Genomic DNA, 20,373 nt, shown 5'->3' on the forward strand with positions numbered 1-20,373 from the left:
CTCAGCCCCGCGCGCGGGCCTTGACGGCCTCGAGGAAGCCGGGCATCTCCCGCGCCTTGTCGGCGGCGATGCGCTGCACATGGGCCTCGGCACCGAGCTTGGCCAGCAGCGCACGGGCGCCGGGCAAATCCGCCAGCAGGTCGGTGGCGAACAGCTTCTGCGCCACCTCGCAGGCGAGGTCGATGCTGTAGAGGAAATACAGGTCGGCCAAGCTCATGGAATCGCCCGCCACATAGGGCGCGAAGCGGCCGTGGCGGGCCAGGGCGGCGACGCCGGCCAGCAGCTCGGCCTTGCCCTTCTCGCGGATCGCCTCCGGCAGCGGCATGCCGAAGAAGGCCTGTGGATAACAACTGCGCGCCGGCAGCTCGATGTACAGCTCGATCTCACGCACCAGCGCACGGACCACGCCACGCTGGTACGCATCGGCCGGCAGCAGCGGACGCTGGGGGAAGCGTTCCTCCAGGTATTCGAGGATGGCGCCGGTCTCGTTGATGAAGCCCTGCTCGGTCTCCAGCACCGGCACCTTGCCGCGCGGGCTGATGGCGAGGAACGCCGGCTCCTGGCTGCCATGGACCAGCACTTCCTCGAAGGGAATGCCTTTGGTCAGCAGCGCCAGCTTGACCATGTTGTAGTAATTGCTGACGGAAAAACCGTGGAGCTTGAGCATGGGGCCTCCTGGCCGTGCGGGGTGGGCGTTCGTTCTTATAGACCCGCCCACGCGGGCCGCGCCAGCAGGATCAGGGCAGTGAATGGAAGAACACGCCGTGGCACACTGCGCGCCTGCACAACGAGGAGCAGTGCCATGAGCGAGCACGACGACAGCGAAGAGGCCTTCGCCGAGCAAACCCTGATCCAGGCCATCGAGAACCAGCTGGAAGCCGACAACCCGCCGACGGCCAAGGCCACCCTGAACAAGCTGACCCTGGTGGGCTACGAGCGCGAGGAGAGCGTCCAGCTCATGGCCCTGGTGCTGGCCCGGGCGATCGCCCGCCTGGAGGGCGACCAGCCCTTCGACCTGGCCTGGTACGAAGCCGCCCTCAGGGCGTTGCCCGAGCTGCCGGACGACGGCGACGAAGACGACGGGGAATCTTGATCCACGCCGGGATCACCCATCGCAACAGGCCCTAGCATCGCGCCATCCCACCCGAGCGTCGTCGAGGTCCAGGCCCCCATGAGTTCGAGCCCGCTGCGCGTCACCCGCCTCGCCCGCCGGGCGCTCTCCGGCCTGCTGCTCCTGCTGGCCATCGGCGCCCATGCCGAGCCGCTGCAGATTGGCGCCGAGGACGACTGGTACCCCTTCACCGCGTTCCGCGATGGCGCGGTGCGCGGCATGTCGGCGGAGATCGTGCTGGCCGCCTTCGCCGCCGCCGACACCCCGGTGGAGCTCGTGCCCTATCCCTATTCCCGCTGCATGCAGCTCGCCCTCCAGGGCAAGCTGGCGGGCTGCTTCAACACCGCGCCGGACGCACGTATCGCCGAGGCCTACCAGTTGCCCCGGCACCCGTTGTTCCGCGACGACATCCTGCTCTGGTCGCGTGTCGACCGGGCCACCCCGGTGGTGGACCTGCAAGGCCTGGAGGGCGCGCGGGTGGCCGTGACCATCGGCTACGAGTACGGCACCCGCTTCGATGCCCTGCGCACCCTGGAGCGGGTGCCGGTGCGCAAGGACCTCAACGGCTTCCTGATGCTGCAGCACGGCCGCGTCGACTACGTGGTGGCCTACCGCGCCACCACCGCCGAGCTGCTGCGCGAGCATCCCGAGCTCGCCGGCAGCTTCCAGGCCGTGGGCACGGTGCACCAGCCGGAGCTGTACCTGTCGTTCTCGCGCAGCGCACCGCGCGCCGGCTGGCTGCTGCAGCGCTTCGACCTGGGCATGCAGCGCATCCAGGAGGACGGTCGCTACCAGGCGATCCTTGACCGCTGGCAATACGGCGAGGCGATCTACCCGGCAGACTGAGCCTGGCCTACTACACTGATCCGTCACACCTGCCCACACGAAGGCGGGCCCACCAGAAGCCCAGGAGTCACCATGTCGTATACCCCCGAGCTCATCGCCGAACTGGAACTGCTGACCCTGTTCAACCTGGACAACACCCAGGAGGGACTCAAGGTGCACAACAACGCCTCGTCCAAGGTCATAGGCGCGGTCACCCGTCTCCACCAGAAGAAACTCATCACCCAGCCCGATGGCGGCTACCTCACCAGCCTGGGGCTGGACGCTGCCGAACACGCCCAGAGCCTGCTCACCATCCTCACCACCGAGCCCGTCCATTCAAGCTGAAACGCGTCCGCGCCGATAACCCGGGCACAACCCTGCCCGGCCGCTTCGCCGGCTGGTAGGCTGTGCCCACCCACCCGGCAGAAGCTCCATGACGCGCACCCAGGAAATCCGCCCCGACATCGATGACGGCATCGACCGCAAGGTCCTCGCGCAGCTGCGCGCGCGCTTCCTGAAGGTCAACGGTGGGCGCCTGGAACGTGCCATGCAGGGCCTTTCCACGCGCCAGCAGCTGGTGCTGCGCCTGTTGCCGCTGCTGTTCCACGTCAACCATCCGCTGCTGCCCGGCTACGTGTCCGGGCAGACGCCTGCGGGCCTGTCCAACTACGAGCCCGACGACGAGGTGCTGGCCGAAGTCCAGCGCCTGACCCGCTCCTTCGCCTACAAGGCCCGCCGGGGCAACCCGCCGATGCCGATCCACGGCCTGTTCCTGATGGGCAGCCTGGGCACGGTGGCGCAGGCCGAGCAGAGCGACATGGACCTCTGGGTCTGCCACGCACCGGACCTGTCCGCCGCCGAGGTAGCCGAACTGCGCCGCAAGTGCGAGCAACTGGAAACCTGGGCCGCGACCCAGGGCACCGAGGCGCACTTCTTCCTCATCGACCCCCAGCGCTTCGTGGTCGGTGACCGCGAAACCCAGCTCACTTCCGACGACTGCGGCACCACCCAGCACTACCTGCTGCTGGACGAGTTCTACCGCACCGCCATCTGGCTCGCCGGGCGCACGCCGCTCTGGTGGCTGGTGCCGGTCTACGAGGAAGGGCGCTACGCCGAGTACACCGAGAAGCTGCTGTCACGCCGCTTCATCCGTGCCGAGGAGGTGCTGGACCTGGGCCACCTGGCCCACATCCCGGTGGGCGAGTTCATCGGTGCGGGCATGTGGCAGCTGTTCAAGGGCATCGAATCGCCCTACAAGTCGGTGCTCAAGCTGCTGCTCACCGAGGTCTACGCCAGCGAGCACCCACGGGTGCACTGCCTGTCGCTGCGCTTCAAGCACGCGGTCTACGCCAACCACCTCGACCTCGACGAGCTCGACCCCTACATAGTCGTGTACCGCCGCCTGGAGGAGTACCTGACGGCGCGCGGCGACCGCGAGCGCCTGGAGCTGATCCGCCGCTGCCTTTACCTCAAGGTCAACAAGAAGCTCAGCCGCCCGCCGCGCAACCGCCAGAAGAGCTGGCAGCGCCTGCTGTTCGAGCGCCTGACCCGTGAGTGGCAGTGGGATGCGCGGCAGCTGGCCATGCTCGACAGCCGCAGCCAGTGGAAAGTGCGCCAGGTGAGCGCCGAACGCCGCGCGCTGGTCAACGAGCTGACCTACAGCTATCGCTTCCTGTCCGAATTCGGCCGCAGCCAGCAGGCCATCAGCTCGCTCAACAGTCGCGACCTCGGCGTACTCGGCCGGCGCCTCTATGCCGCTTTCGAACGCAAGGCCGGCAAGGTGGAATTCATCAACCCCGGCATCGCCCCGGACCTGGCCGAAGACACCCTGACCCTGGTCCAGTGCCCCAGCCCGGAGGCCCAGGGCGAGACCCAGTGGGCACTCTTCCCGGGCAGCCTGAACGCCCAGGAGTGGCGCGATTTTGCGCCGATAAAGCGCGCCCGCGAGCTGATCGAGCTGCTCGCCTGGTGTCACCGCAACGGCGTGATCGACCCCAGCACGCGCCTGTCCCTGAACCCCGGCACCAGCGACCTGACCGAGTTCGAGCTGTCCAACCTGATCGCCAGCCTGCAGCAGAGCATCCCGCTGCCGCTGCCGCCGGTGGGCGAAGCGGCGCTGCTGCGCGCCAGTGCTCCGAGCGAAGTGCTGCTGCTGATCAACGTCGGCATCGACCCGCTCAAGCAGCACAGCCAGATGAACGTGCACATGACCACCGAGCGCACCGATTCTCTCGGTTACTCCGGCGTGCGCGACAACCTGGTGCTGACCATCGACCAGGTCACCCTGAACAGCTGGAACGAGCTGCTGGTGACCCGCTACGACGGGCCCTTCGCCCCGCTGGACTGCCTGCGCGACTTCCTCAACGCGACGCCTGCGGACATGCAGCCGCACCTGCGCGTGCGCTGCTTCTGCCGCAACCGCGCCCAGGCCATCGCCCAGCGCGTGGAAGAGCTGTTCCGTGACGCCCTGGCGCACCTGGGCAGCCCCGATACCACCCGCTACCTGCTGCAGGTGCGCCAGCAATACCACGTGCTGGAGCTGCTGCCCGGGCAGGTCAGCCACACCGCCCTGGATGACCTGCCGGCGCTGCTGGAACACCTGGGCGAGGACCTGCCGACCTACAGCCCGCTGTTCCTCGACCGCTACGCCCTGGAAGGCGAGGACCTGGCGCTGATCCTGCCGCTGGGCCGACCGAACTGCATCCAGGTGTTCTTCCGCCAGGACGGCGACAGTGCCGAACTGACCCTGCTCGACGAACACAACGCCCTGTGGCGCCAGCGCCAGCCGTTCCGCGACCAGCAGAGCCTGCTCACGCCGCTGCAGCGCTTCCTGCAATCGGTGCTCTACCGACGCAACGCCCTGCTGCCCCTGGACAGCCCGACGCCCCCGAGCGACCTGGAGATCCTCTACTACGAGGTGCTGCCCTCACCGCCGCAGCGCGCGCAGCAGGTCGAGCGCCGCGCAGCGCCGCAGGCACCGGTCAGCCATCCGTTCTACGACGTGCAGGCGATCGTCGAGCCGCTGGACACGGATCGCGTCCACGTCACGCTCTATTGCAACCACCGGGAATTCTCGGAACTGGAATACGGCGGCGAGCTTTTCGCCTCCGTGGCCCGGCACATCCTCTCGCAGCGCAGCGAGGCCGAGCGTTACCCCTGCTACATCACCGACCTGGACCTGTCGCGGGTCCTCGGCGAGGGCCATGCGCAGACGGTTCACTACCTGCGCTACAAGGCCGAGCTCGAAAAGCAGCTCAACCAGGCCCTGAACAAGGCCTGACCGCCGGGGAGGCGGCCAGGTCGTCGATCAGCGATCGTATTCGCCAGCCGCCTCGGGCTGGTACTCGACCGCCAGCAATTGCAGCTTGAGGGTCTTGCCACCCGGCGCCGGCCAGTCGATGTGCTGGCCCACGGACAGGCCGAGCAGGGCGCTGCCGATGGGGGCGAGGATGGAGACGGTGCCTTCGCCACCGGCGTCCTGCGGGTAGACCAGGGTCAGGTGGTAGTCCTTGCCGCTCCCCTCTTCACGACAGTGCACGCGGGTATTCATGGTCACTACGCCCGGCGGTACCTCCTCGTGGCCCACCACCTGGGCGCGAGCGAGCTCCCGCTCCAGCGCCTCGGCGCCGGGGCCGAAGTCCTCCAGTTCATCGAGCAGGCGCTCCAGTCGCTGCAGGTCGAGGCGGGTGATGATGATCGAGGGTTGAGTGCTCATGGCAAATCCGAAACTCCTGAATCCTTGGCTCAAAAAAGCGAAACCCCGCCCGAAGGCGGGGTTTCAGATCTGTGAGCCGATGCGTTCGAGCACCGGCCCGACCGACACTACGTCAGTGCGGGCGCTGTTGGCAAGACCGGGCGGTCAGCGGGCGCTCTGACGCACGCGCCGAGCGGCCTGCTCGCGGATCTGCCGGCGACGTTCATCGCCTGCTTCGTTCCACTCCAGGATCTCACCCAGGGTGCGTCCGCATCCGACGCAAACGTCGGTGTCGTCCAGGCAGCACCTGCGGATGCAGGGCGAGGCCCGGGGATCGGGCTCGTCAGAGCTCTTCGAACTCAAGTTCTTCACCGGACTGCTCGCGGGTCACGCGGCCCAGCAGTTCGCCCAGGGGCTCCTCGCTGGTGTCGCAGATCCACAGGCCGGCGGCCTCGTCGTAGTCGAAGTGGAAACCGCCGGAACGCGCCGCCACCCACAACTGGCGCAGCGATTCCTGGCGGCTGAGGATGACCTGGGTGCCATTTTCGAAGCGGATGGTCAGGACGCCTGCGCTGTTCTCCAGGTCGACGTCCAGGTCGCTGCTGTCGAAGATGTCTTCGATGGCTTCCTGAGCGGCATCGATCAGATCGTGGAAACGCGCTTCGCTCAAACTCATAGGGGGCTCCTCAGGGAAAGGGTGATAAATGGCGCCGGTACTCGCCGGGGCTCTGCCCGGTCCAGCGACGGAAGGCTCGGGCCAGCGAACCGGGCTCGCTGAAACCGACGAAGAAGGCGATATCGGCGAGTTCCAGCGCCGGATCGCGCAGATAATGCAGCACCAGCTGCTGGCGCGTCTCGTCCACCAGCTGGCTGAACGACAGGCCGGCCTCGCGCAGGCGACGCTGCAGTGTACGCGGACTCAGCGCCAATGCCTCGGCCAGGCGCTCCAGGTCGGGGCCCTGCTCCGACAGCTGGCCGGCGAGGATGACCCGGGCCCGGTCGAGCACGCTGCTGCCACGGTTGATCTCGCCAAGCAGGCGATCGGCATAGGCATCGAGCATCTGCCGCACCTGGGCGTCGGCCTGGCCGAGCGGTGTGGCCAGCAGGCGCCGGGGGAAGACCAGCGCGTTGTCCGCCTGGCCGAACAGCACCGGGCAGCGGAAGATCCGCTGGTACTCGGTGAGATCGGCCGGCGCGGCGTGCTGGAAACGCACCTCGGTAGGCGGGATATCCAGGCCGCTGATCCAGCGCCCGAAGGTCACCCAGCCGGCGAGGGACTCTTCCGCCACCTGCTCGCGCTGCTGCGGCAGCAAGGGTTCCCAGCTATGCACCACCAGCGGCTCATGGCCCGGGCGTTCCGGCTCGTCGGCCAGGTCGACGCGCCCCAGGTTGCCCACCAGCGCCGCATAGCGCGCCTGGCGGTGCAGGGCATCGGCCAGGGTCGCGCAGCTCATCAGCAGGTAACCGAGCACACCGTAGTAACCGGGCCGCACCGCTTCGCCCAGGTGCAGGCCGAGGCGCGTGTCGCCGGTCAGGCGGATGCCCTGGGCGAGCAGCTCGAGGTAGGCGCTGGCGGCGATGCGCTGGTCACGCTGGCCGAGGATGGCCGGGGTCAGCTGGACGTGCGCCAGCAGTTCGGCAGGCTCGATGCCCTGGCGCGCCAGGTGATCGACCAGGCCTTGCAGGTAGGCCACCGAAACCGAGCTGGCCAGCGGGGTGGATAGGTCCATTCGGCCTCCGTTTTTGGGCGCCAATCCTAGGCCCGCGGAGGGCCGATTGGCTAGCCGCAAGCCACGTCCGGCGGGTTTTCCGGCGCATAGGCAAGGCGCCGGGCGGTCGGTATACTCCCGGGCAATTCACGCTTTCTTCAAGGATTTCGCCATGAAGCGACTGCTCACCCCTTTCGTCGCGCTCGTCGCCGTTGCCTGCCTGCTCGCCGGTTGCGGCCAGAAGGGCCCGCTGTATCTGCCGGACGAATCCAAGCCGTCTTCCGCCGAACATTCGCACTGAGGGGGCGCTGATGGACGCCTTCACTTACCGCGACGGTGAGCTGTTCGCGGAGGGCGTGGCGTTGTCCGCCATCGCCTCGCGCTTCGGCACGCCCACCTACGTCTACTCCCGCGCCCACATCGAGGCGCAGTACCGCTCCTATGCCGATGCCCTGTCGGGCGTCCCGCACCTGGTCTGCTATGCGGTCAAGGCCAACTCCAACCTCGGCGTGCTGAACCTCCTGGCGCGCCTGGGCTCGGGCTTCGACATCGTCTCCAGCGGCGAACTGGAGCGCGTGCTCGCCGCCGGTGGCACCGCCGACCGCATCGTCTTCTCCGGCGTCGGCAAGAGCCGTGACGACATGCGTCGCGCCCTGGAAGTGGGCGTGCACTGCTTCAACGTCGAGTCCACCGAGGAACTCGAGCGCCTGCAGGTCGTCGCTGCCGAGATGGACATGCGGGCCCCGGTCTCCCTGCGGGTGAACCCCGATGTGGACGCCGGCACCCACCCCTACATCTCCACCGGCCTGAAAGAGAACAAGTTCGGCATCGCCATCGAGCAGGCCGAGGCCGTTTACCTGCGCGCCGCCTCGCTGCCGAACCTGGACGTGATCGGTGTCGACTGCCACATCGGCTCCCAGCTGACCACGCTGCCGCCCTTCCTCGATGCCCTCGACCGCCTGCTGGCGCTGATCGACCGCCTCGCCACCCAGGGCGTGCACATCCGCCACCTGGACCTCGGCGGCGGCCTGGGCGTGCGCTACAAGGACGAGCAGCCGCCGGTCGCCGGCGACTACATCAAGGCCGTGCGCGAGCGCATCGCCGGGCGCGAGCTGACCCTGGTCTTCGAACCGGGCCGCTACATCGTCGCCAATGGCGGCGTGCTGCTGACCCAGGTGGAATACCTCAAGCACACCGGGCACAAGGACTTCGCGATCATCGACGCGGCCATGAACGACCTGATCCGCCCGGCCCTGTACCAGGCCTGGATGGACGTGGTGCCGGTCGAGCCCCGCGACGGCGAGAAGCGCCGCTACGACCTGGTCGGCCCCATCTGCGAGACCGGCGACTTCCTCGCCAAGGACCGCGAACTGGTGCTGGCCGAAGGCGACCTGCTGGCCGTGCGCTCCGCCGGTGCCTATGGCTTCGTCATGAGCTCCAACTACAACACCCGCGGCCGCGCCGCCGAGGTGCTGGTGGACGGCGAGCGGGCATACGAGGTCCGCCGTCGCGAGACCGTCGAGGAACTCTACGCCGGCGAAAGCCTGCTACCGGAGTGAACCCATGCTGCTGCGTTTCACCAAGATGCACGGCCTGGGCAATGACTTCATGGTCCTCGACCTGGTCAGCCAGCACGCGCACATCCAGCCCAAGCACGCCAAGCAATGGGGCGATCGCCACACCGGCATCGGTTTCGACCAGCTGCTGATCGTCGAGGCGCCGACCAACCCGGACGTCGACTTCCGCTACCGCATCTTCAACGCCGATGGCTCGGAGGTCGAACAGTGCGGCAACGGCGCCCGCTGCTTCGCCCGCTTCGTGCTGGACAAGCGCCTGACGGTGAAGAAGCAGATCCGCGTCGAGACCAAGAGCGGGATCATCGAGCTGGACGTGCGCGCCGATGGCCAGGTCCGCGTCGACATGGGCCCGCCCCGCCTGGCACCCCAGCAGATCCCCTTCGTCGCCGACGCCGAGGCGCTGAGCTACGCCGTCGAGGTCGACGGTCGCCAGGTCGAGCTGGCCGCCCTGTCCATGGGCAATCCCCATGCGGTGCTGCGGGTCGACGACATCGGCAGCGCCCCGGTCCACGAGCTGGGCCCGAAGATCGAGCACCACCCGCGCTTCCCGCAGCGGGTCAACGTCGGCTTCCTCCAGGTCATCGACCGCCACCAGGCGCGCCTGCGCGTGTGGGAGCGTGGTGCGGGGGAAACCCAGGCCTGTGGCACCGGCGCCTGCGCCGCCGCGGTCGCCGCCATCCGCCAGGGCTGGATGGACTCGCCCGTGCAACTGGAGCTGCCGGGTGGCAAGCTGTCCATCGAATGGGCCGGCCCCGACCAGTCCGTGATGATGACCGGACCCGCCGTACGCGTGTACGAAGGGCAGGTCCGCCTATGAGCGAGCAGCGAGCATGAGTGACAAGCACCAGGAACCGCCTCAGCACCTCGAGGCCGAGACGGTCGCCGCCTACCTGCGGCACCACCCGGAGTTCTTCGTCGACCACGAGGAGCTGATCCCCGAACTGCGCATCCCGCACCAGCCGGGCGAGGCCGTCTCCCTGGTGGAGCGCCAGGTCAAGCTGCTGCGCGAGCGCAACATCGAGATGCGCCATCGGCTCTCGCAGCTGATGGACGTCGCCCGGGACAACGACCGGCTGTTCGACAAGACCCGCCGCCTGGTGCTCGACCTGCTCGACGCCGGCACCCTGGAAGAGGTGGTCAGCGCAGTGGAAGACAGCCTGCGCCACGAGTTCCAGGTGCCCTTCGTCAGCCTCATCCTGTTCAGCGACAGCACCCTGCCGGTAGGCCGCAGCGTCACCAGCGTGGAAGCGCAACAGGCCGTCGGCGGCCTGCTGGTTGCCGGCAAGACCATCTGCGGCGTGCTGCGTGCCCATGAGCTGGAATTCCTCTTCGGCAAGGAAGAGGGCGCCAAGGTCGGCTCCGCCGCCGTGGTCTCCCTCAACCACCAGGGCCAGCACGGCATCCTGGCCATCGGCAGCCATGATCCGCAGCACTACAAGAGCTCGCTGGGCACCCTGTTCCTCGGCTACATCGCCGAGGTCCTGGCCCGCGTGCTGCCCCTCTTCGCCTCCCCGCTGCGTTCGGTGAGGTAGGCGGCGGGCGACGGCACAGCGGCAGGAGTAGACGGATGAACGCCGATCTGGACCGCTACATCGAGCACCTGCGCAGCGAGCGCCAGGTTTCCCCCCACACCCTCGACGGCTACCGTCGCGACCTGGGCAAGGTCGTCGCCCTGTGCGAGGCCTTCGCCGTCGCCGACTGGTCCGCGCTCGACCCACGCACCCTGCGCAGCATGGTCGCCCGGCTGCACCAGCAGGGGCAGTCGAGCCGCAGCCTGGCGCGCCTGCTCTCCGCGGTACGGGGGCTCTACCGCTACCTGGTACGCGAAGGCGTCTGCCGCCACGACCCGGCCAGCGGGCTCAGCGCGCCCAAGGGCGAGCGCCGCCTGCCCAAGACCCTCGACGCCGATCGCGCCCAGCAGCTGCTGGACGGCGCGGTCGAAGACGACTTCATCGCCCGCCGCGACCAGGCGATCCTCGAGCTGTTCTATTCCTCCGGCCTGCGCCTGTCCGAGCTGGTTGGCCTGAACCTCGACGGCCTCGATCTGGCCGACGGCAGCGTGCGCGTGCACGGCAAGGGCAACAAGGTGCGCGAGCTGCCGGTCGGGCGCATGGCCCGGCAGGCGCTGGAGCAATGGCTGCCACTGCGTGCCCTGGCCAACCCGCAGGACGGCGCCGTGTTCATCGGCCGCACCGGGCGCCGCCTGGGGCCGCGCGCCATCCAGTTGCGCGTGCGCGCCGCCGGGGTGCGCGAGCTGGGCCAGCACCTGCATCCGCACATGCTGCGCCACTCCTTCGCCAGCCACATGCTGGAGTCGTCCCAGGACCTGCGCGCCGTGCAGGAACTGCTCGGCCACGCGGACATCTCCACCACGCAGATCTATACCCACCTGGACTTCCAGCACCTCGCGGCGGTCTATGACAAGGCCCATCCCCGGGCCAAGCGGAACAAGGCGAGCGACGAATGAGCATCCAGCTGATCACCTTCGACCTCGACGACACCCTCTGGGACGTCGCCACCGTGATGCACGGCGCCGAGGCGGCGCTGCGCGAGTGGCTGGCGCTGCAGGCACCGAAGCTGGGCCCGGTGCCCATCGAGCACCTGTGGGCGATCCGCGCGCGGCTGCTGGCGGACGAGCCCGGGCTCAAGCACCGTCTCAGCGAACTGCGCCGGCGCATCCTCTTCCATGCACTGGAAGAGGCCGGTTACCCCCGTGACGAGGCGGGCAGCCTGGCCAGCCGCGGCTTCGAGGTCTTCCTCGAGGCACGCCACCGCATCGACCTGTTCCCCGAGGTGCACCCGACCCTGGAGATTCTCGCCAACCGCTATCGCCTGGCGGTGATCACCAACGGCAATGCCGATGTGCGCCGCCTGGGGCTGGCCGACTACTTCCAGTTCGCCCTGTGCGCCGAGGAGCTGGGCGTCGGCAAGCCCGACCCGCACCCCTTCGAGGAAGCCCTGAAGCGCGCCGGGGTCGCGGCCGAGCGGGCGGTCCACATCGGCGACCACCCCAGCGACGACATCCACGGCGCACGCAACGCCGGGATGCGCGCCATCTGGTTCAACCCGCAGGGCAAGCCCTGGGAGGGCGAGACCGATCCTGACGCGGAGATTCGCAGCCTGGCGGAACTGCCGGCCCTGCTGGGCCGCTGGAACAGCCCGGGCTGAGTACCCGGCGCCCATGAAAAAGCCCGCTGAACGCGGGCTTCTTCATGGGGCGACGAACCTCAGATGGGACGGCTGCCGTACTTGCTGTCGGGCTTCTTCGGCGGGTCGGCGACCACGTTGGGCTCGACCTCCTGAACCTTGCCGCCACGCGCCAGGAATTCCTCCATGGCCCGTGCGAGCGCATCGCGCTCCTTCTGCTTGGCTTCGATGCTCGGCAGTTCCTCGACCTCTACCGCCGCCTTCTTGCTCTTGCCGGCAGGCGCGGGGGATTCACTGTCGCTTTCGCTGTCGCCGTCGTCGCTGTCTTCGGCTGCGGCGAGCTCCTCGCCCTCATCCTCGTCGGATGCCTCGAGCTCGTCTTGTTCCAGATCTTCGTCGCTCATGTTCTACCTCTTGTCTTGCCAAAGCAGGTTAGTTATAGCCCAGCCGCGCCAGCGCGCTAACGCCACTGGAAAAAAATCAGATCGCCTCGCCATTGAGCGTGGCGACTACCCGGCGTGCACCGCCATGATCGCGATGTTCCCCCAGGTAGATGCCCTGCCAGGTCCCCAGCGCGAGCCGCCCTTCCTGTATCGGCAGCGTCAGCTGGCAGCCCAGCAGGCTCGACTTGAAATGCGCCGGCAGGTCATCCGGGCCTTCGTAGTCATGTTCGTAGCCGCCTTCCCCCTGGGGCACGAGGCGATTGAAGAATCGCTCGAAATCGCGCCTCACGGAGGGGTCGGCATTCTCATTGACGGTCAATGATGCCGATGTGTGCTGCAGCCACAGGTGCAACAGACCGACACGACAGCGTCGCAGTTCCGGCAAGTTCGCCAGCAGTTCATCGGTCACCAGATGAAAGCCCCGCGGTCGCGCGCCAAGGGTGATCAGTGTCTGCTGCCACATGCGCGTCTCCCGCTGCGAAGTCGTCCGGCGCGCATTCTAGCGCGGCTCCAGAAAAAGCAAAGGGCGCCTTGCGGGCGCCCTTCGTGGCTCGTGTTGCAATCTCTGCCGACGCCGCGTGGCGACGGCAACCTCGAGCGAGCCAGGGCCCCAGGTCCGGCGGCACCGGGCCGCCGTGGAACGGCCCGGCACCTGGGCCGGGCCCTGTCGCTTACAGGTTGTAGCCGCGCTCGTTGTGCTGCGCCAGGTCGAGGCCTACGGTCTCTTCCTCTTCGCTTACACGCAGGCCGATCACCAGGTCCAGGACCTTGAGGATCACGAAGGTCACGACGGCGGTGTAGATCACGGTGAAGGCAACACCCTTGAACTGGATGAACACCTGGCTGGCGATGTCTTCGACGGTGCCGAAGCCACCCAGGGCCGGGGCCGCGAACACACCGGTCAGCAGCGCGCCGATGATGCCGCCGATGCCGTGCACGCCGAAGGCGTCCAGGGAGTCGTCGTAGCCCAGCTTGCGCTTCAGGCTGGTGGCGCTGAAGAAGCACAGGACGCCAGCGGCCAGGCCGATGATCAGGGCGCCCATCGGGCCGACGGTACCGGCGGCCGGGGTGATGGCGACCAGGCCTGCGACCACGCCGGAAGCGATGCCCAGGGCACTCGGCTTACCGTGGGTCAGCCACTCGGCGAACATCCAGCCCAGGGCGGCGGCGGCGGTGGCGATCTGGGTCACCAGCATGGCCATGCCGGCCGTGCCGTTGGCGGCGACCGCGGAGCCGGCGTTGAAGCCGAACCAGCCGATCCACAGCATGGCGGCGCCGACCAGGGTGTAGCCCAGGTTGTGCGGGGCCATCGGGGTGGTCGGGTAGCCCTTGCGCTTGCCCAGGACCAGGCAGGCCACCAGGCCGGCGACACCGGCGTTGATGTGCACCACGGTACCGCCCGCGAAGTCCAGTACGCCCCAGTCCCACATCAGGCCACCGTTGCCGCTCCACACCATGTGGGCGATCGGCGCGTATACCAGGGTGAACCAGATGGCCATGAAGATCAGCATCGCGGAGAACTTCATGCGCTCGGCGAAGGCACCGACGATCAGGGCCGGGGTGATGATGGCGAAGGTCATCTGGAAGGTGATGAACACGCTTTCAGGGAAGGCGGAGGTCAGGCTGTCGACGGTCAGGCCGGACAGGAAGGCCTTGCCGAAGCCACCGACGAAGGAGTTGAAGTTGACGACGCCCTGTTCCATCCCGGTGGTGTCGAAGGCCAGGCTGTAGCCGTAGATGACCCAGAGGATGCTGATCAGGCCGGTGATGGCGAAGCACTGCATCATTACCGAGAGGATGTTCTTGGAACGCACCATGCCGCCGTAGAACAGCGCCAGGCCGGGGATGGTCATGAACAGCACCAGCGCGGTCGCGGTCAGCATCCACGCGGTATCACCACTGTTCAGCACGACCTCGTCGGCGGCCATGGCCAGGCCGGGGGTGACGAGGGACAAAAGGGCTCCTAGCCCTGCGGCTTTACGCAGAGTCATGTTGTTTTCTCCTGGGGCGTTGGGGTTCGGAGGCTTAGATCGCGTCTGTGCCGGTTTCGCCGGTACGGATACGGATGGCCTGTTCCAGATTGACGACGAAGATCTTGCCGTCACCGATCTTGCCGGTGTTGGCTGCCTTGGTGATGGCCTCGATCACGCGGTCCAGCTGATCGTCGGCGATGGCGACATCGATCTTCACCTTGGGCAGGAAATCGACCACGTATTCCGCGCCACGGTACAGTTCGGTGTGACCCTTCTGGCGACCGAAGCCCTTGACCTCGGTAACGGTGATGCCCTGCACGCCGATCTCGGACAGCGACTCGCGCACGTCATCGAGTTTGAACGGCTTGATGATGGCAGTGACTAGCTTCATGAAACTCTCTCCCGTATTGGTGGACTTGCCCCAGGAAAAACGAACCCGGCTCAAGTCTAAGCGCAGTGTCTGGCTTTGTAACGCGTCGAACCGCCCTGGCTCGGCCACTTCGAACGCAAACCAACCGCTTCCGGCGAAACACTCCCCCGCCTCGCCCGACACACCGGTACTGCATCGGTGCATGCGTCATGAGCCCTAAAGCAGAAAGCTTGCCAGCTCCGTCAAAAGCGCTTCTTTTCAAGCAGATACTGGCCGTATGCCCCCTCGGCGGCCGTCGCGGCACCGACGACACGCACCAACTTGGCGCAGCGGAGGATCGGCCGTTGCTCAAAAATCGTGCGCCGCCCATCCGGATCAGCCCGCCACCGCCCGTGGTAGACTGCGCACCGCCTGTCCATGGAAGTCCATCATGCTGCCGCCCAAAGCCCTGCTAGACGCCCTCGGTGCCCACGCCTCCCGCCTGTTCAGCGGTGACACCCCGCTGCCGCGCGCCGAATTCGAAACCCAGTTCAAAGCCCTGCTGCAGAGCGCCTTCAGCAAGCTCGACCTGGTCAGCCGCGAGGAATTCGACAGCCAGATGGCCGTCCTCGCCCGTACCCGCGCCCGCCTCGAGGCCCTGGAAGCCAAGGTCGCCGAGCTCGAAGCCACGCCGACACCGCCGCCGACCGAATGACCCCGGCGGCCGGTGACAGCGATCAAGGAGTGATCATGTCCCTGGCCCTCGTTCACAGCCGCGCCCAGGTGGGCGTGGAAGCGCCGGCCGTCACGGTCGAGGCGCACCTGACCAACGGCCTGCCCTCGCTGGCCCTGGTCGGCCTGCCGGAAACGGCTGTGAAGGAGAGCAAGGACCGCGTCCGCAGCGCCATCCTCACCAGCGGCTTCGAATTCCCGCTGCGTCGCATCAAATGTCGTCAAGCAGTTTTTTTGCTAAATTGAGCAGAGTGCTGGCTTCATGGTCGCTCAGCCGACCCGGATACCACTGGTACCGACATGTGCGGTGAAATTTTCGCGGCGTGGTTGCCTATGGCACGGCTCCGATGCTGGACTGGATGGTTGGGGAAAAGGACATCGAGCCGCACGTGCCGGCGTGGTACTAGACCGAGCGCTAAGACGACAGCCTCTCCAGTAACGACTTCCACTGGAATCAGGAGGCGGGAGGAGGTGCTGTCTCCACAGCACCCGAGCCGGCATTCTAGAATGTCCGCCCTTTCCTGTGGTACTCGCCTCCTCCATGATCCGCTTCCTGACCTTAGCCCTCGCCTTACTCTTCTCGATCACCGCTCTGGGCGAGCCGCCTTCAAACTTCACAGCGGCGAAGGTAGTGGCCAAGCAGAAGATCTTCTTCGATCGTGCCCAGAGCGCAGATGGCGAGCTCTACTGTGGTTGCAAGTGGGATTGGGCTGGGAAGTCTGGCGGCAGGATTAATCCGGAGTCCTGCGGGTATGAAACCCGCAAGCAGCAGTCGCGGGCTGACCGCATTGAGTGGGAGCACATTGTTCCAGCCTGGGTGTTCGGGCACCAGCGTCAGTGTTGGCAGAATGGGGGCCGGAAAAACTGCGTAGCCGATGACCCTGTGTTCAGGGCTATGGAAGCTGATCTGTTCAACCTCTACCCCGCCGTAGGCGAAGTGAACGGCGACCGCAGCAACTACCAATACGGCATGGTAAGCGGTAGCGTCTCACAGTACGGCGCTTGCATTACCAAGGTCGACTTCCGTGCGCGCGCTGCAGAGCCTCGGAATGCAGTCAAAGGGCTGGTCGCGCGGGCGACTTTCTACATGTACGACCGTTATGGCCTGTCCATGTCCCGAAAGCAGCAGCAACTGCTCATGGCCTGGGATCGACAGCACCCTGTTTCTACCTGGGAGAAAAGTTGGGAAAGCCGCACAGCGGCGGTAATGGGCCACGGCAACCCTTTCGTAACCGGAGAGCGTTCCTGGACCTTGGGTCACAAGCCCTCACGTGAAGGTCTCGTGACTCAACTGGTTGCTCGCAAGGCTGCGCCAGTAGCGCCTCAAGCCGTTGCCGTCAGCGGCATCATCGTCGGTAATCGCAACAGCCGCGTCTACCACCTCCCCCAAGGCTGCCCAGGCTACAACCAGGTGGCCGCCAAAAACTCCGTTCCCTTCAGTAGTGAGGGCGAGGCGCGAGCGGCTGGCTACCGAAAGGCTGGTAACTGTCGCTGAAGTTATTGCCATGCAGAGCCACCACAGAACTGACCTCAGTTTGCATCTGGTTTGACCTGCATACGTTGAGGGGTCTTGCTGTAGAGAGCAGCCGATTTCTTGCTGATGAAGCTGACCTCTTCGGGTACGCTCCGGTCTATCACGACCGGGAGCTGTCGGCCGGCCAACTCGACTTGTATTAGATTACCCACCTAGAAGGTTATCGGTCTGGTCAGAGTTAGTTCCGAGACCTTTGAACAGGTCTGCACATTGTCCGCTTGGGAAATTTCTAGCAGAACGGAAATCGCCCAGAAAAACCGTTACCGGCTACCTTTGCACGAGTAGACGGTAATAGTGTAGAGAATTCAGCTCTGCATTGGGTGAACGCCAGCGCCGTGTATTCAAAGCTTGCTCAGGGTCTTCGCTAGCGCGTAAACGTTGAGCTGAATACGGGGCCGAGCGCTCCAATTGGCAATGTATCAGCGTGCTCTTCAATCCGACCGGCCAAAAGCATGTCACTCCGGCTTGGGTAATGACGTAGGAGGAAGCGAGCATCGCGCCGAACGCGTTCGGGTAGAGATGTGTCACGAGAAAGCTCGACTAAAAAATCGTGTGTCTGTACCACCGCCCGGGTGCGTTCGTGGGGCATAGTCATTTTTCCCTCCAGGCATGCATAGTTTAGGGTCTTGATCGCGGCTTATGAGATCGAAGGTCTTTACTTCGGCAGATGCAACGCCGCAGAAAAGATCGTGTGATTGTTCAGTTGTCCGTCTGGTAGCTGGTCTGCTGAGACGGAATACGTTCGACCTCCCTCCACTAGATACTTGTACCCAAGTTCCTGTCCTTGCTCGTTACGGATCGCAGCGACCTCCAGCAACGGCTCCATCATCCAGCGGCCCGTCTTGTTTATATGAGCTGGGGTCACGAGTTGAGCCTGCTCCAGCCAGGCATGATTATTTACCGCAGCCACGATCTGCTCAAGCAGTGCCGGTGTGGGAACCATTAGCATGCTTCGAAAGGCTTCCTTGTCATCCTCCTCGACCATTTGGAGGTAGAACCAAGGGCACGCCATATCTTGCTCGATAAATGACCAGAACTGCACGCCATCTGGGCTATGGGAGAGCCAAGGAAACAATTCCGCATTGCGATTTGTTTTAAACAACTTTGGCTCCTTGATAAGATGTAGTCAACGATTAATGATCAATGCTGCTTGCGGTTATTTAATGTTTATTAGCGCTACATGCTTCATGTGTTTCTGGGGGTGAATTTTGCGTCAAGGATTGTTTAGTTGCAGATTTCGCCGCGTCGTTTTCAGCCGTTTCGTTAGTCTTGGTCGGTTATTTCGCTGCGACGTGACCACCGCCAAGCTTTAGGGGAGCTACATAATCAATGACGTGCAATTTGGATGATGCCTGTGAAATAGCAATTAGCCGCACTGGCCTGCTATTAATCTAATCTTAATGCTGTAGTCCATGTGGCGCTCGGTTTCATATATATTCTTCGGCTTGAAGTCTCGTCGAGAAAAATTAACGATCTCCGAGTCAGAGAATCCATATTCCTGCATCTTCTTCAATGTGCACGAACATAGTGCAGGTGATGTCCCTTGCGCTTTGGAAGCGGACTCGCACCTTTTAACAAGCTGCTGAACTCCAGATTCCCCAGCAATGGCTCCTGACGCGAGAAGCATTGCAAGTGCAACAGAGGCAGTCATACCAATAGCCCTCATGTCTATATATGCTTTTTTAACTGATTGCTTATCGGGATTTAATCTTTTTTATTTGAGTTACAGCGGATTGAGAGGCCGGCATTTGTAGGAAGGTGACCCTTCAATTCGGTGGAGGGTGGCGCCATCTCGTGGGGTCATGTTTTACCAAATTCACAGTATACTGTGAAGACCTGGAGCGGCGCCGCCCAGATAGTCCTCCCTTTTGGGGGGCATCTGTGGAAGTCGAACTGGCGTTCGGAAAGGTCCTGCGCAGACGTCGTGTCGAAGCAGGGCTCACCCAGGAGCGATTGGCTCATGAGGCAGAATTGCAGCGTAACTATGTCAGCCTGATGGAGCGGGGCATCCATCAGCCAACGATCACCACCTTGATCAAGCTGGCCATCCCATTGGGCTGCACGGCAGCTGAGATCGTCGACGAGGTGGAAAGGATCGTGGCAGACCAACGCTCAACACCTGCTGTTTAGGTCTATGAGCGTTCGATCTTTCAGAAGACGCACAGGTCCTAGAAGGCTCCCATGTCTGTCGCACAAGCCATCTCAAATCGAGTCAAGCGCATGAAGAAGGGTAAGCCTTTCGTGCGCAACGTCTTCGCAGAGTTGGGTTCACGTGCAGCGGTCGATAAAGCGCTCTCCAGGCTAGTGCAGTTAGGTTGTCTGGAGCGTGTAGCACGCGGTGTCTATATGCGCCCCAAGCTAAGCGAGTACACCAGCCAACTGGTAAAACCTAGTCCACTAGCCATCATGAATGTTCTTTCCAAGGCGAATGGAGAGACGATTCAGATACATGGAGCTGAGGCCGTACGCAGGTTGGGGCTCAGCACGCAGATGCAGGTGGTGCCGGTCTACTACACCAGCGGCAGAACCCGAGAAATCAAGGCGGGCAATGCTGTGGTTCGTCTCAACCATGTTTCCAGTGATCGCTTGCAGCATGCCGGGAACAAGGTAGGCCTGGCGCTCACCGCGCTTTACTACCTCGGTAAAGATGGAGCGTGTCCCCACGCGCTTTCCAAAATAGCCGATACCCTGAGCCCGGACGAATTGACCACGCTGCTTGCCTGCAGAATGCCCAAATGGATGCGGGCGGCATTGGCTCCTTTCGCTGAAGAAGTATCACTGGCGGTGTCTTCGGGACGCTAGCCAAAGCTCCCAGAATTCATCTCAAGAAGTCTCTTGTCTGAACCACGCTAGGGGTACGCTCTCAAGCCGCTCCCGGATCGCAGGAATTATCTCGATATAGATAATTGATCAATTCTCAGTCAGATCGCCATGCCTGGCGGTCACAGCGGCCCCAACCTCAAACGCCTCCTTGTCATGGACAGCACTAGGAGAAAGCGGCACATTGACCGATTCTGTTGAAAAAGTCGGTTTCTGAGCGAGCTGCGCTTCGGTAGCTCAGAAAGCACTCGATTTCGGTGTTGTTACGTAAAAACCAAGACAGCTCTTCCTTCTGAGCAAGCCAGATTTCAACGTCGCTCACGCTCTTTGATGGAGAAAAATTGCGACGGGACTTTTTCAACAGAATCGGCCGATTCTGTTGAAAAAGTCGGTTTCTGAGCGAGCTGCGTTTTGGTAGCTCAGAAAGCACTCGATTTCGGTGTTGCTACGTAAAAACCA

At 64.5% G+C, this 20,373-nt stretch carries 25 protein-coding genes and 1 pseudogene; 15 read left to right on the forward strand and 11 right to left on the reverse strand.

Going from position 1 to position 20,373, the window contains the following annotated elements:
* Window position 1: 1 nt before the first annotated feature.
* On the reverse strand, window positions 2-667 hold the full coding sequence (locus ACYJSS_RS12385; protein WP_111261166.1) for a glutathione S-transferase family protein: 666 nt from the start codon (window positions 665-667) through the stop codon (window positions 2-4).
* 135 nt (window positions 668-802) lie between these two features.
* On the opposite strand from ACYJSS_RS12385, the gene ACYJSS_RS12390 reads away from it, so the two are divergent.
* From ACYJSS_RS12390 to ACYJSS_RS12405, 4 genes are all read left to right on the forward strand, one after another.
* Window positions 803-1,093: a hypothetical protein gene (locus ACYJSS_RS12390; protein WP_111261167.1), complete on the forward strand. Its 291-nt coding sequence runs from the start codon at window positions 803-805 to the stop codon at window positions 1,091-1,093.
* 78 nt (window positions 1,094-1,171) lie between these two features.
* Complete coding sequence (locus tag ACYJSS_RS12395; RefSeq protein ID WP_111261168.1) at window positions 1,172-1,957, forward strand: substrate-binding periplasmic protein; 786 nt, start codon at window positions 1,172-1,174, stop codon at window positions 1,955-1,957.
* A 72-nt stretch (window positions 1,958-2,029) separates the two neighbouring features.
* Window positions 2,030-2,281, forward strand: a complete 252-nt coding sequence (locus tag ACYJSS_RS12400) for a TIGR02647 family protein (protein ID WP_111261169.1) — start codon at window positions 2,030-2,032, stop codon at window positions 2,279-2,281.
* An 88-nt stretch (window positions 2,282-2,369) separates the two neighbouring features.
* Window positions 2,370-5,216 (forward strand): class I adenylate cyclase, encoded by a 2,847-nt coding sequence (locus ACYJSS_RS12405; RefSeq protein WP_111261170.1) that lies wholly within the window; start codon window positions 2,370-2,372, stop codon window positions 5,214-5,216.
* Window positions 5,217-5,243: 27 nt separating this feature from the next.
* On the opposite strand, the gene rnk is transcribed toward ACYJSS_RS12405, so the two are convergent.
* The 4 genes from rnk to ACYJSS_RS12425 all read right to left on the reverse strand — a co-directional run bounded on the left by rnk (window position 5,244) and on the right by ACYJSS_RS12425 (window position 7,360).
* Window positions 5,244-5,651, reverse strand: coding sequence for a nucleoside diphosphate kinase regulator (gene rnk, locus ACYJSS_RS12410; RefSeq protein WP_111261171.1), 408 nt, complete (start codon window positions 5,649-5,651; stop codon window positions 5,244-5,246).
* 144 nt (window positions 5,652-5,795) lie between these two features.
* On the reverse strand, window positions 5,796-5,993 hold the full coding sequence (locus tag ACYJSS_RS12415; RefSeq protein WP_111261172.1) for a DUF1289 domain-containing protein: 198 nt from the start codon (window positions 5,991-5,993) through the stop codon (window positions 5,796-5,798).
* Complete coding sequence (gene cyaY / locus ACYJSS_RS12420; protein WP_111261173.1) at window positions 5,974-6,306, reverse strand: iron donor protein CyaY; 333 nt, start codon at window positions 6,304-6,306, stop codon at window positions 5,974-5,976. The genes ACYJSS_RS12415 and cyaY overlap by 20 nt, the downstream gene beginning before the upstream one ends.
* A 10-nt stretch (window positions 6,307-6,316) precedes the next feature.
* A complete protein-coding gene (locus tag ACYJSS_RS12425; RefSeq protein ID WP_236205304.1) occupies window positions 6,317-7,360 on the reverse strand; it encodes an AraC family transcriptional regulator in 1,044 nt (347 codons plus the stop codon).
* Between the two features lie 151 nt (window positions 7,361-7,511).
* Between ACYJSS_RS12425 and lptM the strand changes: the two genes are divergently transcribed.
* The 6 genes from lptM to ACYJSS_RS12455 are packed head-to-tail and all read left to right on the forward strand — an operon-like array spanning window position 7,512 to window position 12,084.
* Window positions 7,512-7,640, forward strand: coding sequence for an LPS translocon maturation chaperone LptM (gene lptM, locus ACYJSS_RS12430; protein ID WP_173176741.1), 129 nt, complete (start codon window positions 7,512-7,514; stop codon window positions 7,638-7,640).
* A 10-nt stretch (window positions 7,641-7,650) separates the two neighbouring features.
* The gene (gene lysA / locus ACYJSS_RS12435; protein ID WP_236205303.1) at window positions 7,651-8,898 is read left to right on the forward strand and encodes a diaminopimelate decarboxylase; all 1,248 of its coding nucleotides are present in this window, start codon (window positions 7,651-7,653) and stop codon (window positions 8,896-8,898) included.
* 4 nt (window positions 8,899-8,902) lie between these two features.
* Window positions 8,903-9,733, forward strand: coding sequence for a diaminopimelate epimerase (dapF, locus tag ACYJSS_RS12440; RefSeq protein ID WP_173176745.1), 831 nt, complete (start codon window positions 8,903-8,905; stop codon window positions 9,731-9,733).
* Between the two features lie 13 nt (window positions 9,734-9,746).
* Window positions 9,747-10,448 (forward strand): DUF484 family protein, encoded by a 702-nt coding sequence (locus tag ACYJSS_RS12445; RefSeq protein ID WP_213627644.1) that lies wholly within the window; start codon window positions 9,747-9,749, stop codon window positions 10,446-10,448.
* Between the two features lie 35 nt (window positions 10,449-10,483).
* Window positions 10,484-11,383 (forward strand): tyrosine recombinase XerC, encoded by a 900-nt coding sequence (gene xerC, locus ACYJSS_RS12450; RefSeq protein WP_173176749.1) that lies wholly within the window; start codon window positions 10,484-10,486, stop codon window positions 11,381-11,383.
* A complete protein-coding gene (locus tag ACYJSS_RS12455) occupies window positions 11,380-12,084 on the forward strand; it encodes an HAD family hydrolase (RefSeq protein ID WP_236205302.1) in 705 nt (234 codons plus the stop codon). The genes xerC and ACYJSS_RS12455 overlap by 4 nt, the downstream gene beginning before the upstream one ends.
* Before the next feature lie 59 nt (window positions 12,085-12,143).
* On the opposite strand, the gene sutA is transcribed toward ACYJSS_RS12455, so the two are convergent.
* The 4 genes from sutA to glnK form a co-directional block, all read right to left on the reverse strand.
* Window positions 12,144-12,467: a transcriptional regulator SutA gene (gene sutA / locus ACYJSS_RS12460; RefSeq protein ID WP_111261181.1), complete on the reverse strand. Its 324-nt coding sequence runs from the start codon at window positions 12,465-12,467 to the stop codon at window positions 12,144-12,146.
* Between the two features lie 76 nt (window positions 12,468-12,543).
* On the reverse strand, window positions 12,544-12,969 hold the full coding sequence (locus tag ACYJSS_RS12465; protein WP_111261182.1) for a secondary thiamine-phosphate synthase enzyme YjbQ: 426 nt from the start codon (window positions 12,967-12,969) through the stop codon (window positions 12,544-12,546).
* 208 nt (window positions 12,970-13,177) lie between these two features.
* The gene (locus ACYJSS_RS12470) at window positions 13,178-14,497 is read right to left on the reverse strand and encodes an ammonium transporter (RefSeq protein WP_111261183.1); all 1,320 of its coding nucleotides are present in this window, start codon (window positions 14,495-14,497) and stop codon (window positions 13,178-13,180) included.
* 34 nt (window positions 14,498-14,531) lie between these two features.
* Entirely contained in the window at window positions 14,532-14,870 is a 339-nt protein-coding gene (gene glnK, locus ACYJSS_RS12475; RefSeq protein ID WP_003457590.1) for a P-II family nitrogen regulator, read from the reverse strand.
* 409 nt (window positions 14,871-15,279) lie between these two features.
* Here glnK and ACYJSS_RS12480 point away from each other — a divergent pair, with 409 nt between their 5' ends.
* The 3 genes and pseudogenes from ACYJSS_RS12480 to ACYJSS_RS12490 all read left to right on the forward strand — a co-directional run bounded on the left by ACYJSS_RS12480 (window position 15,280) and on the right by ACYJSS_RS12490 (window position 17,055).
* Window positions 15,280-15,543: an accessory factor UbiK family protein gene (locus ACYJSS_RS12480; protein ID WP_111261184.1), complete on the forward strand. Its 264-nt coding sequence runs from the start codon at window positions 15,280-15,282 to the stop codon at window positions 15,541-15,543.
* A gap of 35 nt (window positions 15,544-15,578) precedes the next feature.
* A pseudogene (locus ACYJSS_RS12485) lies at window positions 15,579-15,773 on the forward strand (magnesium chelatase domain-containing protein); the annotation flags it as partial.
* A 328-nt stretch (window positions 15,774-16,101) separates the two neighbouring features.
* A complete protein-coding gene (locus ACYJSS_RS12490; RefSeq protein WP_058343430.1) occupies window positions 16,102-17,055 on the forward strand; it encodes an endonuclease in 954 nt (317 codons plus the stop codon).
* A 403-nt stretch (window positions 17,056-17,458) separates the two neighbouring features.
* Here the strand turns inward: ACYJSS_RS12490 and ACYJSS_RS12495 are convergent, their stop codons facing one another.
* Together ACYJSS_RS12495 and ACYJSS_RS12500 are read right to left on the reverse strand one after the other, a co-directional pair.
* Window positions 17,459-17,689 carry a BPSL0761 family protein gene (locus ACYJSS_RS12495; RefSeq protein WP_234420783.1) on the reverse strand — a complete coding sequence of 77 codons (231 nt, stop codon included), beginning with the start codon at window positions 17,687-17,689 and terminating at the stop codon, window positions 17,459-17,461.
* 60 nt (window positions 17,690-17,749) lie between these two features.
* Window positions 17,750-18,196, reverse strand: a complete 447-nt coding sequence (locus ACYJSS_RS12500) for a hypothetical protein (RefSeq protein WP_058343431.1) — start codon at window positions 18,194-18,196, stop codon at window positions 17,750-17,752.
* A gap of 779 nt (window positions 18,197-18,975) precedes the next feature.
* Here ACYJSS_RS12500 and ACYJSS_RS12505 point away from each other — a divergent pair.
* Both ACYJSS_RS12505 and ACYJSS_RS12510 read left to right on the forward strand, forming a co-directional pair.
* Window positions 18,976-19,224 carry a helix-turn-helix domain-containing protein gene (locus ACYJSS_RS12505; protein ID WP_033936531.1) on the forward strand — a complete coding sequence of 83 codons (249 nt, stop codon included), beginning with the start codon at window positions 18,976-18,978 and terminating at the stop codon, window positions 19,222-19,224.
* Window positions 19,225-19,275: 51 nt separating this feature from the next.
* Entirely contained in the window at window positions 19,276-19,896 is a 621-nt protein-coding gene (locus ACYJSS_RS12510; RefSeq protein ID WP_058343432.1) for a DUF6088 family protein, read from the forward strand.
* Window positions 19,897-20,373 lie beyond the last annotated feature (477 nt).

This window comes from Pseudomonas sp. No.21, assembly GCF_054558415.1.

Coding starts and splice junctions, on each gene's coding strand:
- ACYJSS_RS12385 (WP_111261166.1), bottom strand. CDS start 667: ATGCTCAAGCTCCACGGTTTTTCCGTCAGCAATTACTACAACATGGTC.
- ACYJSS_RS12390 (WP_111261167.1), top strand. CDS start 803: ATGAGCGAGCACGACGACAGCGAAGAGGCCTTCGCCGAGCAAACCCTG.
- ACYJSS_RS12395 (WP_111261168.1), top strand. CDS start 1,172: ATGAGTTCGAGCCCGCTGCGCGTCACCCGCCTCGCCCGCCGGGCGCTC.
- ACYJSS_RS12400 (WP_111261169.1), top strand. CDS start 2,030: ATGTCGTATACCCCCGAGCTCATCGCCGAACTGGAACTGCTGACCCTG.
- ACYJSS_RS12405 (WP_111261170.1), top strand. CDS start 2,370: ATGACGCGCACCCAGGAAATCCGCCCCGACATCGATGACGGCATCGAC.
- rnk (WP_111261171.1), bottom strand. CDS start 5,651: ATGAGCACTCAACCCTCGATCATCATCACCCGCCTCGACCTGCAGCGA.
- cyaY (WP_111261173.1), bottom strand. CDS start 6,306: ATGAGTTTGAGCGAAGCGCGTTTCCACGATCTGATCGATGCCGCTCAG.
- ACYJSS_RS12425 (WP_236205304.1), bottom strand. CDS start 7,360: ATGGACCTATCCACCCCGCTGGCCAGCTCGGTTTCGGTGGCCTACCTG.
- lptM (WP_173176741.1), top strand. CDS start 7,512: ATGAAGCGACTGCTCACCCCTTTCGTCGCGCTCGTCGCCGTTGCCTGC.
- lysA (WP_236205303.1), top strand. CDS start 7,651: ATGGACGCCTTCACTTACCGCGACGGTGAGCTGTTCGCGGAGGGCGTG.
- dapF (WP_173176745.1), top strand. CDS start 8,903: ATGCTGCTGCGTTTCACCAAGATGCACGGCCTGGGCAATGACTTCATG.
- ACYJSS_RS12445 (WP_213627644.1), top strand. CDS start 9,747: ATGAGTGACAAGCACCAGGAACCGCCTCAGCACCTCGAGGCCGAGACG.
- xerC (WP_173176749.1), top strand. CDS start 10,484: ATGAACGCCGATCTGGACCGCTACATCGAGCACCTGCGCAGCGAGCGC.
- ACYJSS_RS12455 (WP_236205302.1), top strand. CDS start 11,380: ATGAGCATCCAGCTGATCACCTTCGACCTCGACGACACCCTCTGGGAC.
- sutA (WP_111261181.1), bottom strand. CDS start 12,467: ATGAGCGACGAAGATCTGGAACAAGACGAGCTCGAGGCATCCGACGAG.
- ACYJSS_RS12465 (WP_111261182.1), bottom strand. CDS start 12,969: ATGTGGCAGCAGACACTGATCACCCTTGGCGCGCGACCGCGGGGCTTT.
- ACYJSS_RS12470 (WP_111261183.1), bottom strand. CDS start 14,497: ATGACTCTGCGTAAAGCCGCAGGGCTAGGAGCCCTTTTGTCCCTCGTC.
- glnK (WP_003457590.1), bottom strand. CDS start 14,870: ATGAAGCTAGTCACTGCCATCATCAAGCCGTTCAAACTCGATGACGTG.
- ACYJSS_RS12480 (WP_111261184.1), top strand. CDS start 15,280: ATGCTGCCGCCCAAAGCCCTGCTAGACGCCCTCGGTGCCCACGCCTCC.
- ACYJSS_RS12490 (WP_058343430.1), top strand. CDS start 16,102: ATGATCCGCTTCCTGACCTTAGCCCTCGCCTTACTCTTCTCGATCACC.
- ACYJSS_RS12495 (WP_234420783.1), bottom strand. CDS start 17,689: ATGACTATGCCCCACGAACGCACCCGGGCGGTGGTACAGACACACGAT.
- ACYJSS_RS12510 (WP_058343432.1), top strand. CDS start 19,276: ATGTCTGTCGCACAAGCCATCTCAAATCGAGTCAAGCGCATGAAGAAG.